The organism is Chryseobacterium sp. AC417 (genome assembly GCF_979258215.1).
The window spans coordinates 2,716,690-2,728,518 of record NZ_OZ409845.1; the positions used below are offsets into that span (position 1 = coordinate 2,716,690).

The 11,829-nt window shown below is 34.2% G+C and carries 13 protein-coding genes; 1 reads left to right on the plus strand and 12 read right to left on the minus strand.

What is annotated here, in order from left to right; genetic code table 11:
* Positions 1-12 precede the first annotated feature (12 nt).
* The 11 genes from ACZZ9T_RS12965 to atpB form a co-directional block, all read right to left on the minus strand.
* On the minus strand, positions 13-1,173 hold the full coding sequence (locus tag ACZZ9T_RS12965) for a methylmalonyl-CoA mutase family protein (RefSeq protein WP_463442429.1): 1,161 nt from the start codon (positions 1,171-1,173) through the stop codon (positions 13-15).
* 93 nt (positions 1,174-1,266) lie between these two features.
* A complete protein-coding gene (locus ACZZ9T_RS12970; RefSeq protein WP_463442430.1) occupies positions 1,267-1,623 on the minus strand; it encodes an FtsB family cell division protein in 357 nt (118 codons plus the stop codon).
* A 4-nt stretch (positions 1,624-1,627) separates the two neighbouring features.
* A complete protein-coding gene (gene udk / locus ACZZ9T_RS12975; RefSeq protein ID WP_463432788.1) occupies positions 1,628-2,242 on the minus strand; it encodes a uridine kinase in 615 nt (204 codons plus the stop codon).
* Between the two features lie 113 nt (positions 2,243-2,355).
* Positions 2,356-2,661 carry an ATP-dependent Clp protease adaptor ClpS gene (locus tag ACZZ9T_RS12980; RefSeq protein WP_463432790.1) on the minus strand — a complete coding sequence of 102 codons (306 nt, stop codon included), beginning with the start codon at positions 2,659-2,661 and terminating at the stop codon, positions 2,356-2,358.
* A 12-nt stretch (positions 2,662-2,673) separates the two neighbouring features.
* On the minus strand, positions 2,674-4,035 hold the full coding sequence (locus ACZZ9T_RS12985) for a hemolysin family protein (protein ID WP_463432792.1): 1,362 nt from the start codon (positions 4,033-4,035) through the stop codon (positions 2,674-2,676).
* Positions 4,036-4,131: 96 nt separating this feature from the next.
* A complete protein-coding gene (atpG, locus tag ACZZ9T_RS12990) occupies positions 4,132-5,007 on the minus strand; it encodes an ATP synthase F1 subunit gamma (protein ID WP_463442431.1) in 876 nt (291 codons plus the stop codon).
* A gap of 84 nt (positions 5,008-5,091) precedes the next feature.
* Positions 5,092-6,669: a F0F1 ATP synthase subunit alpha gene (gene atpA, locus ACZZ9T_RS12995; protein ID WP_463442432.1), complete on the minus strand. Its 1,578-nt coding sequence runs from the start codon at positions 6,667-6,669 to the stop codon at positions 5,092-5,094.
* 18 nt (positions 6,670-6,687) lie between these two features.
* Positions 6,688-7,227 (minus strand): ATP synthase F1 subunit delta, encoded by a 540-nt coding sequence (atpH, locus tag ACZZ9T_RS13000; RefSeq protein ID WP_463442433.1) that lies wholly within the window; start codon positions 7,225-7,227, stop codon positions 6,688-6,690.
* 2 nt (positions 7,228-7,229) lie between these two features.
* Entirely contained in the window at positions 7,230-7,724 is a 495-nt protein-coding gene (locus ACZZ9T_RS13005; protein ID WP_463432800.1) for a F0F1 ATP synthase subunit B, read from the minus strand.
* 105 nt (positions 7,725-7,829) lie between these two features.
* Entirely contained in the window at positions 7,830-8,048 is a 219-nt protein-coding gene (locus ACZZ9T_RS13010) for an ATP synthase F0 subunit C (RefSeq protein ID WP_056014715.1), read from the minus strand.
* A 37-nt stretch (positions 8,049-8,085) separates the two neighbouring features.
* On the minus strand, positions 8,086-9,237 hold the full coding sequence (gene atpB, locus ACZZ9T_RS13015; protein ID WP_463442434.1) for a F0F1 ATP synthase subunit A: 1,152 nt from the start codon (positions 9,235-9,237) through the stop codon (positions 8,086-8,088).
* 455 nt (positions 9,238-9,692) lie between these two features.
* On the opposite strand from atpB, the gene ffh reads away from it, so the two are divergent.
* Positions 9,693-11,054 (plus strand): signal recognition particle protein, encoded by a 1,362-nt coding sequence (gene ffh / locus ACZZ9T_RS13020; protein WP_463442435.1) that lies wholly within the window; start codon positions 9,693-9,695, stop codon positions 11,052-11,054.
* 137 nt (positions 11,055-11,191) lie between these two features.
* Here ffh and ACZZ9T_RS13025 read toward each other — a convergent pair whose 3' ends face one another.
* A complete protein-coding gene (locus ACZZ9T_RS13025; RefSeq protein ID WP_463442436.1) occupies positions 11,192-11,806 on the minus strand; it encodes an outer membrane beta-barrel protein in 615 nt (204 codons plus the stop codon).
* Between the last annotated feature and the right edge of the window lie 23 nt (positions 11,807-11,829).

Genomic DNA, 11,829 nt, shown 5'->3' on the forward strand with positions numbered 1-11,829 from the left:
ATTCATTATATTTTATTCAAACATTTCAGCCCAACGAACCGCTTTAATTTCTTTTACATCATAAAGCTCTTCTACAGATTTTTTAACATCCAATTTTGGATATAAATTGACTCCAATCAGCTTTATTTTTCCTTCTTCAACCCACTTCTGCTCGTTAATAGCTTGTTCACAGATTTTCTTCTGAAGAATTCCTTGCTTTAAAGATTCCAAATAACCGCCGGTTGCTTCTATTTCTAGAAAGAACTGCCATGATTTTTCTGCGATTTGCTGTGTGATGTCTTCAACATAATAACTTCCGTTTGAGGCATCTTCAAACACGTTGATAATACTTTCGTAAGCAAGAACAATCTGTTGCTTGAATGAAATTTCTTCGGAATTTTCGGTGTTATTTCCTATTTGATAATTGGTACTAAAAACAGCATCTGCACCACCAATCATTGCCGAAGCCAATTCTAAAGTAGAACGAATCAAATTATTTTCACTGTCTGAAACCGATTTATTTCTCGAGGAAGTTTCCGCAAAAATGTATGGAATATCATCTAAATTATACTCTTTTGAAAGTTGATTAAAAACCAATTTAAATGCACGGATTTTTGCCATTTCAAAGAAATAATTTCCTCCAACAGCTAATCTGAATAGAATTTTTTCTAGAATTTCTTCTCCATACAATTCCACCAATTCTTTTGTTTTTGACAAAGCAATTCCTAGTTGCTGAACGATAGAAGCACCACCGTTTTGATGAATTGAAACATCAACACCAATAGATCTTTTGAAATTTTTAGCTAATAATTCTTTCACCAACTGATCATCAATCACCGCATTGTTTTCATCAAAAACATCAATCAGCGAAAAATACTGGTCATTATCTTCTGGACTGATATGTTCTGCCAAAGCTTTGTTGTTGATAAAAATAGTTTTTTCTACCAGATTTTCAACATTTTCATTTAGTAGAAATGCAAAAACATCATCTTCTAAAGTTTCGTGATACGTTGCTACCAAATGTGTATTTTCTTCCACTTTCGGAAGATTAACCAATGGTTTTGCAACAGAATTATAAAAAGGTTTTACATCAATTCCTTCCAAATTTTCTTTTTTCAGAATGGTGTAGATATCTTCGGTTTTAAGTTGTTTTTTAACAAGATTTTCCCAGTTTTCAAATGTATCTTTTGACATAGGTAATAAGTAATAGATAATGCGTAATTGTTATTCGCAGATTATTTTAAAATTGACAGCAAGGCTAAATGATTATTCACAATCACTTTGATATTATTTCTTGGCGATATTGGTGCTGTCTACGACTAATATGAAAATTTCTTCATTAGGTTTTTTCATGAAATAATTTTCTCTGGCGTATTTCTCTTTCTCAGATTTATTATTCATCAGTTTTTTGTAGAATTTATCATTCTTTTCATATTCTGTTTTATAATAATCGAGTTGCTCTTCATATTTATTAATTTCCCCGTTGAGCTCGTTGATTACCAAAAACGAAGTCTTATCGAAGAATACCATCCAGACCAGAAAAAGACATATTGCAATCACATATTTATTCAAAACATATTTCTGAAGAAATCTGATTGTTTCCGATTTGGGTTGGATTTCTTTAATTAATTCTTTTTCGGCCATTTTTCTAGTGTTTTCTCAGTGAATTTTTAATAACAGTCGTTAGAAAATCTATTGCCACAGAATTCTGTCTCATATTTGGAATAATCAAATCGGCTTCATTTTTTGAGGGTTCGATGAATTCCTGATGCATCGGCTTCAAAGTTGTCTGATAACGGTGCAAAACCTCGTTCAGATCTCTTCCTCTTTCCTGGGTATCTCTTCTGATTCTTCTGATCAGTCTTTCATCTGAATCTGCGTGTACAAAGACTTTTAAATCAAATTCTTTTATCAGTTCTTTATTCGTTAAAACCAAAATTCCTTCTACCACCAATACATTTTTTGGTTCAACGATAACGTGATCACCCGTTCTGGAATGGGTTACAAAACTGTAAACAGGCTGATCAATCGCTTCATTGTTTTTTAATGCTTTTACGTGTTTCAGCATAAGTTCAAAATCTATTGACTTAGGATGATCGTAATTCAGCGCTTCCCTTTCTGTCAGTGTAAGATTGTGATTATCGTGATAATAATTGTCTTGAGACAAAATATTCATCCCTTCAATGTCAAGCTGCTGAATGATTTTATCAACAACCGTAGTTTTGCCGGATCCTGTTCCTCCCGCAATTCCTATTACAAGCATTCTATATAGTTTGTACAAATATACTATTTTAGATGAAATGAGATGTCAGAAATAAGAATTTAGAATTGAGTTTAGATTCAAAAAAAACTCCGACAAAATTGCCGGAGTTTTTATTATACGATTTCGCTCGTTAAGCTTCTTGAAATTAATTTTTCGTGCATGGGTTTCAAAACATCCATTGATCCTGTTTTTACCGTGCATTTGCCTTTGTAATGAACAAGCATTGTGCACTGCTCGGCTTGTATGAGATCATGTTTGCAAATTTCTATTAATGCTTCTATCACATCATCAAAAGTATGGATATCATCGTTGTGCAAAATCAATTTGTACACTTCATCGGTCTCATCCAAAACCAGAACTTCTTCTTCGTACTGACGTTTTGGATCTTCGTAATCTTTTATGGTATTATAAAAAATCATTGTATTAAAATTTTAATCTTCTCCTAATTTGTCTAAAATATCATCAACGATATTGTTAGGTTCAATATAAATCAATTCTACCATTTCAACACTCTTGTTATTCATTTTTAAGATTTTGAAATGATAATTTTCCAAATCAAATTCCTCATTTTCTTCAGGAATATCTTCTAAGGCGTGCAAAATAAAGCCTGCTAAGGTATTGTATTCACTTTCTTCAGAAACAGTCAATTTCTTAGGCAAAGATTCGTTAATTTCATCCAAAGGTTGCGTAGCTTTTACCCAAAAAGTGTTTGGTCCCACTTTGTCAACTAATTTTTCTTCATCATCTTCTTCATCCTGAATCTCACCTACCAACTCCTCTAAAATATCTTCTAGTGTAATAATTCCTTCAGTTCCCCCAAATTCATCAATAACGATCGCTAAATGTTGTTTTTTTTGCTGGAAAATCTTCAAAAGATCTGAAATTTTCTTGCTTCCGACCACAAAGAAAGATTCTCTCATCAATTCATTCAAGTCTTCATGACTGAGAACTCCTTTTCTTTTAACGAATTCCCGGATGATTTCTTTGGTGTAAAATACTCCAATAATATTATCGATTGAGTTTTCATATACCGGAATTCTGGAATATCCGCTATCCATGATTTTATTGATGATTTCATTTAAATCATCCGCAAAATCTATCGACGTAATATTCTGTCTCGGAACCATGATTTGTTTTGCAGAGTGATCTGTAAAATCAAATGCATTTTTAATAATTTCGTAGTTTTCTTCTTCAATTTCACCGCTGTCGGCACTTTGTTTTACCAAAAGCTGAAGTTCTTCTGTAGAGTGAATTTCCTGTTCGGAAGCAGGATGAATTTTCATTAATCTTAAAACTCCGTTTGACATCAAATTCATCAACCATATAAATGGTTTGAAAACTGTATAAAAAACTCTCAAAGGAACTGCTGTAGCCATTGTTGTAGCTTCAGCTTTTCTGATTGCGATAGATTTTGGAATTAATTCACCAAAAACAATGTGCATTACCGTAATAATCAAGAAACTGATGACAATAGAAATTGTTGTAACTGTAGATTCAGCAAAATTTATATTCAGAGAGTGAAACAAATTGTCTATCACATGATGCATTGCGCTTTCACCAACCCAACCTAATGCTAAAGATGCCAATGTAATCCCCAACTGCGTTGCAGAGAGATACTCATCAAGATGTTTGATGATGTGCTCAGCTTGTTTTGCCATCGAATCGCCTTCGGCAGCTTTAATCTGAATTTGAGAATAACGAACTTTAACGATTGAAAATTCTGCGGCCACGAAAAAGCCATTTAATAAAACAAGAAATAAGGCTAGTAAAAGCCTGACTATGTCAGAGTCCATTTAGAAATTATAATTTATTATACAAAGATATACAAAATAATACTAACAAAAAAAGCACCGAAGATATCGATGCTTTAATATTTTTTGAATAATTTATTACGAATTTTTCAAAGCTTCTGCTCCTGAAACGATTTCTAAGATCTCGTTTGTAATAGCCGCCTGTCTTGCTTTGTTGTAGAAAATGACCAAGTCATTCTTTAGTTCCTGTGCATTGTCTGTTGCTTTGTGCATGGCTGTCATTCTGGCTCCGTGTTCTGAAGCTACAGAATCTAACACTGCTTTGAAAACCTGAGTTTTGATTGATTTTGGAATCAAATTATCTAAAATCTCTGCTCTGTCCGGTTCAAAAATATAATCTGTTTCTGTTTGAGTTTCTGCAGCAGCAGTTTCTGTTTCTACCATAGAAATCGGAAGAACTTTCTCTGTCATCACTTCTTGCGTAGCAGCATTGATGAATTTATTGTAAATTACATACACTTCATCAAATTTACCTTCTCTGAAACTACTCATCACAGATTCTGTAACATTGGAAACTACATCAAAACTTAATTTGTCAAAGACATTGCTTTCATTAGAAAAAACAGTTCGTCCTCTTCTCACAGCATCATATGCTTTTTTACCAATGGTAAGAACTTCAATTTCGTATTGATCATTGTTTTGAAACTGAATATTCAGTTCTTTCACAATATTTGAGTTAAAAGCACCTGCCAAACCTCTGTTTGAGGTTACAGCAATGAAAAGCACTCTTTTAACTTCTCTTTTTTGAGCATAAATAGAAACCTGATCAGGATCTGAGCTAGAATTTACATTCTGGATAATTTCCTGCAATTTTTCAGAATACGGTCTTAACATTACGATGGCGTCCTGTGCTTTTTTTAGTTTCGCTGCCGAAACCATTTTCATAGCACGTGTGATTTGCATCGTAGATGAAATTGAACTGATTCTTCCTCGTATTTCTTTTAAGTTTGCCATTTTGTAACAGTTTTTAGTGTTTAGCGTTTAGTGTTTAGCTTTAGAAAATTTTAAAACTAAACACTTAACACTAAAAACCAAATATTAATTATATTTAGAAGCTAAATCATTAGCAGCCTGCTTAAGAACACCTGTGATATCGTTATCGATTTTCCCGGCTTTAATAGCAGCCATTGTTTCAGGATGCTTAGATCTTAGGAAAGCGATATATTCAATCTGGAATTCTTTTACTTTTTTAACAGGAACGTTTCTCATCAAATTCTCTGTACCTGCATAAATCATCGCAACCTGAGTGTCTACAGGAAGTGGTGAATTTACCGGCTGTTTCAATAACTCTACGTTTCTTTCACCTTTAGAGATCACCGCCAAAGTAGAAGCATCAAGGTCTGAACCGAATTTAGCAAACGCTTCTAATTCTTTATACTGAGCCTGGTCTAATTTAAGAGTACCAGAAACCTTCTTCATAGATTTAATCTGAGCATTACCTCCAACTCTGGATACCGAGATCCCTACGTTGATTGCAGGACGAACCCCTGAGTTGAACAAGTCAGTTTCCAAGAAAATCTGTCCGTCTGTAATAGAGATTACGTTTGTCGGGATATATGCAGAAACGTCACCCGCCTGAGTTTCAATAATTGGAAGTGCAGTTAATGAACCTCCACCTTTTACGATTGGTCTTAAAGACTCTGGTAAATCATTCATTTGACTTGCAATTGTATCATCAGCGATTACTTTTGCAGCTCTTTCCAATAATCTTGAGTGAAGATAAAAAACATCTCCAGGGTAAGCCTCACGTCCCGGTGGTCTTCTCAAAAGTAGAGAAAGCTCACGGTAAGCTACTGCTTGTTTAGACAAATCATCATAAATGATTAGTGCAGGTCTACCAGTATCTCTGAAGAACTCACCGATAGAAGCACCTGCCATTGCAGAATAAACCTGCATTGGAACCGGATCTGAAGCATTCGCAGCAACGATTACAGTATATGCTAAAGCTCCTTTATCTGCAAGAGTTTTAACAATTTGAGCTACTGTAGAAGCTTTCTGCCCGATTGCAACATATATACAATATACTGGATGACCAGCGTCAAAAAATTCTTTTTGGTTGATGATTGTATCAATAGCAACAGTAGTTTTACCTGTCTGTCTGTCACCAATGATTAATTCTCTCTGACCTCTTCCTACAGGAATCATAGAGTCAATCGCAACGATACCTGTCTGTAAAGGCTCAGTTACCGGCTGTCTGTAGATAACACCAGGAGCTTTTCTTTCCAATGGCATCTCGTACAATTCACCTTCGATAGGTCCTTTACCGTCGATTGGGTTACCTAGAGTATCAACTACTCTACCCAACATCCCTTCTCCTACTTTGATAGAAGAGATTCTGTTTGTTCTTCTTACTGTATCTCCTTCTCTTACCAATTTACTTTCACCTAAAAGAGCCACCCCTACGTTGTCTTCTTCTAAGTTTAGTACGATACCTTCTACATCACTAGCAAATTTTACCAACTCACCGTACTGTACATTTTCTAACCCGTATACACGAGCAATACCATCACCGATGGTCAAAACGGTACCTACTTCCTCAACATTTGATTGAGTATCGAAGTTGGCCAACTGTTGTTTTAAGATCGCAGATACTTCTGCCGGATTTATTTCTGCCATTATATGGTTGTTTTTTTCTTAATTTAAATGAAAATCTTTTTTTATATTATTAAGCTTAGATTTCACAGATGCATCGATCTGCTGGTCACCTACTCTTAAAATATATCCTCCTAAAATATCAGGATTGATGGTAAGATTTAAGTCAAAGTTTGAATCTGCTTTTACTAAATCTGTAGATTTTAAAATCTGATCAATATTTTCTTTAGAAAGCTGAGTCGCTGTAGTAAGAGTGATTCTCTGTACTCCATTGATATCTTCAACCTTATTGATGAATTCCTGAGCAATGTTTTTCAGTTGATTCTCACGCCCATGTCTGATCACTAAAGTAATCAAATTTTGAGAAACCGGTGAAAAACCTTTGAAAATCTCTTTTGCAACGTCCTCTTTCTTTTTTGCATCAATGTAAGGTGTCTTGAAAAATTTGTTTAAATCCTCAGATTCAGACATCACTTTCTTAACATCTTTCATCTCAGAAAATACAGCAGCAGTCTGTCCGGATTCATTTGTGAAATCCAGCAAACCTTGTGCGTATCTTTTAGCTACTTTAGATGTAAGCATTCTTAGTTAAGATTAGATTTGTTTAAATAATTTTGAACCAACTCGTCCTGAGCTTCAGTTTTCTCTAAATTTTTCTGCAAGATAGATTCTGCAATATTTACAGATAATGCACCAATCTGAGTTCTGATTTCTGACATTGCAGCATTCTTCTCAGTCTGGATGGTTTGCTTAGCAGATTCGATCATTTTATCACCTTCAGCTTTAGCAATATCTTTCGCTTCACCTACAATTCTGTCTTTAATTTCTCTAGCTTCTTTAAGGATAGAATCTCTTTCAATTTTAGCTTCACGAATAATTCTTTCGTTATCAGATTTAAGATCTTCCATTTCTTTTTTAGCCAATTTAGCCTGATTCAAAGCATCAACGATAGAAGCTTCTCTGTCATTTACTGCATTTACAATTGGTTTCCAAGCAAATTTAGCAAGGATAAATAACAGGATAACGAATGTAAGCGTCATCCAAAACAAAAGTCCAATTCCAGGTTCTATAATTCCCATATCTGTAATTCTTTTTTTAATGTAATAATTTATGGATATCTTTTTTTAAAAATTCTTAGCAGCAGCCAACCGCTTCACTGCTAAGAATATTTTTTCTGAGGATAATTACTTGATGAAAGCACCAAAGATAATCGCAATAAGACCAGCACCTTCAATAAGACCTGCAGCAATAAGCATTGCTCCTTGAATCTTACCAGCTTGTTCTGGTTGTCTAGCGATAGCATCCATAGCGTGCCCACCGATTTTACCAATACCAAGACCTACTCCTAATACTGCCAAACCGATACCTACGTAAATTAATCCTGTTCCAGTTGTGATGTCCATAATAAATAAATATTTAGTTAAAATTATTTTAGTTTAATTAAGCTACCATTGTGTCGTGACCTACACTGTCATCATCATTGTGTGCATGATCGTGATCGTGTTCTGCAACTGCAATACCAATAAACAATGCTGATAATACCGTGAAGATATAAGCCTGTAATGCAGCAACTAAAAGTTCCAATACAGAAACAAATAATGCCAATGGTACAGATGCAAATCCTAAGAATGGAGATTTAAAGATAAAGATCAAAGAGATAATCGCTAAGATCATAATGTGACCCGCAGTGATGTTAGCGAAAAGTCGCATCATCAAAGCAAAAGGTTTTGTGAAGATTCCAATGATTTCGATTGGAACCATAATCGGGTACAATAACAAAGGAACCGGTGGCATAAAGATGTGTTTCCAGTAATCTTTGTTTGCACTGAATAAAGTAATCAATAAAGTAATGATCGCTAATACTGAGGTAATTGCAATATTCCCTGTTAAGTTAGCTCCACCCGGGAAGAAAGGAATCAATCCGAATAAGTTATTGAACCAGATAAAGAAAAATGCTGTTAATAAATAAGGCATATATCTTTTATATTTTACCGATCCGATATTTGGGATTGCTACTTCGTCTCTTATAAACACGATTACCGGCTCTAATAATTTACCTGCTCCTTTTGGAAGTTGAGATTTTTTATAATTTTTAGCCATTCCTAAGAAAATAACCAACATAAAAATCACTGATAAAAACATTGAAGCTGTATTCTTTGTGATTGACATATCAAAAAATACGTCATTTGCTTTTTGTTTTCCTGAAATCACTGCAAAAAGAGTTGCTTTTTCTACCCCTTTAGTAGAAACTACTTGTCCTTCATGAAGTGTGTAGCCATCGTGCTCATGCCCGTGAGCAATATCTTTTGATAAGAAAGTATGCCATCCTGCATTATCTTTAATAATGATTGGTAATGGGATAGAAACGTGATCTTCTTTTCCACTTTCATCCTTAGTAGTCCATAAATGCCATTCGTTAGAATCACTGATGTGTTCCATGATCATTTTTGTAGCATTAAAAGGCTTATCACCTTCTGCATGCTCTACTTTTTCAGCTGATTTTTCACCCTCGGTTTCGTGCTGTGCAGATGCAAAACTGCTCAAAAACACAAATAAAAATGCGAAAAATAATGAAGAAACTTTTCTGTTCATATCTCTTTTTTAATCGTGTGCAAATATATTGATTTTATTAAACTCTACCAATATTAAAAATTGATATTTATCATCAAAAAAATCATGATTTGTTAATCTTCCTGATAACGGGTGCATATATAAAGACTGATGCAACAATAAAGCAAATTACTATCAATAAAAAATTGTCTTTCGTCTTATCTATTATCAATAATGAAATAATGATCCACAGTAAATCTTTTGAGATATTTATTGTCAAAAACTTCATCCCTGCATTTTCCTTCCCATAGAGATACTTTTTAAATATTATAAAGACAATAATATTTAAAATCAATATTAAAAATATGACAATAAAACTATCTGAAAAATTCATTTTGCAAAAATAAGATTATATTGATATTCAAAACAAATCTATTCACACTATATATTAATTATTAAAAATTCCTTATTTTTGCACACTATAATTTACAATCAATATGTTCAATAGTTTACAGGATAAATTAGACAAAGCACTTCATAATCTTTCCGGACGTGGAAAAATCACCGAAATCAATGTTGCGGAAACCGTAAAAGAAATCCGTAGAGCATTGGTAGATGCCGACGTTAATTACAAAGTTGCTAAAGATCTTACAAAAAGAGTTCAGGATAAAGCTTTAGGAGAAAACGTTCTTACATCGCTTACTCCGGGACAGTTGATGACGAAGATTGTTCATGACGAGCTGGTAGATTTGATGGGTGGTTCTCAGGAAGGAATCAATCTTGCGGGGAAACCAAGTGTTATTCTGATTGCCGGTCTGCAAGGTTCTGGTAAAACCACTTTTTCGGGAAAGCTTGCTAATTATTTAAAAACTAAAAGAAGCAAAAAACCTTTGCTGGTAGCGTGTGATGTTTACCGTCCCGCTGCAATCGATCAATTGAAAGTTCTTGGCGGACAGATCGGTGTTCCGGTTTATACAGAAGAAGGCGCAACCAATCCTTCTACGATTGCCGAAAATGCGATTAGTTTTGCTAAATCAAACGGTCACGATGTAGTTATCGTAGATACGGCTGGTCGTTTGGCGATTGACGAGCAAATGATGAATGAGATTAAATCGGTTCATTATTTTATTAAACCAAACGAAACTCTATTCGTTGTAGATTCAATGACAGGTCAGGATGCTGTGAATACGGCAAAAGCATTTAATGATGCTTTGAATTTTGACGGTGTGGTTTTAACGAAATTAGATGGTGATACTCGTGGTGGAGCGGCTTTAACGATTCGTTCTGTGGTTGAAAAGCCAATCAAATTTATCTCGACCGGAGAAAAAATGGAAGCTTTAGATCTTTTCTACCCGGAAAGGATGGCAGACAGAATCTTGGGAATGGGAGACGTTGTTTCATTGGTTGAAAGAGCTCAGGAACAATTTGATGAAGAAGAAGCAAAAAAACTTCACAAGAAAATTGCTAAAAACGAATTTGGTTTTGATGATTTCTTAAAACAGATCAACCAAATCAAAAAGATGGGTAATATGAAAGACTTGATGGGAATGATTCCCGGAGTCGGAAAAGCCATTAAAGATGTGGAGATCAGTGATGATGCCTTTAAACACATCGAAGCGATTATTCACTCAATGACTCCTGAAGAAAGAAGAAGACCTTCAATTATCAATACTCAAAGAAAGAACAGAATTGCAAAAGGTGCTGGAAGAAAGATTGAAGATGTGAATGCTCTGATGAAACAATTTGACCAAATGGGAAAAATGATGAAGATGATGCAGGGTCCACAAGGAAAACAAATGATGCAGATGATGAGCAAAATGCCAAATATGCCAGGAATGGGCGGAATGTTCGGAAAATAGATTAAGAATTAAAAAAATATATAAACTCTCAGAAATTTTCTGGGAGTTTTTTATATATGTGACCAAATTGTTTTAGTTTAGAACAAAAAAAATCCTGAGAAAAATCTCAGGATTTATATCAATTATATTTTTACCAATTATTTAGCAAATACATATTTAACACCGATACCTACGTTAGCAAGGTTTAATCCGAAGTTAAAGTTGTTTACGTTCTGAGCACCTTCAACATCATATTTAGATGTATTGTAACCAAACTCTCCGATTGTAGCTTCGATAGTCCAGTTTTTGTTTAAGAAATAATCTAAACCTGGCTTTACAGAAACACCGAACGAATTGTATTTTACTTTTTCAGAGAATGAGTTGTTGTTTTCAGTTTCTTCATATTTCTCAGTACCAAACTGCATAGGAACTGATAATTGACCGAAGAAATATAATTTATCTCCTAAAGTCCAGTATTTTCTTACGAAAGGCTCTACTACAAATGCAGATAAAGTTTGTTTTTCGTAACCATTCTCATAAGTTGTTTTGTCAATAGTTGAAGCATAACCAACTCCTAAACCTACAGCTAAGTTTGGTGCAACAAAATAACCTACAGTTGGAACAACTGCAAAGTTGTCAACTTTATTATCATTATTATTATTTTCTACAGAAGAATAACCTACTACACCAGAAACATAAGTAGTTCCTTTAGCAATCTGAGCGTTTGATAAACCGAAAAGTGCAACAGCACTAGCGACTAATAATTTTTTCATTTTGAATAATTTTATACTTTCTT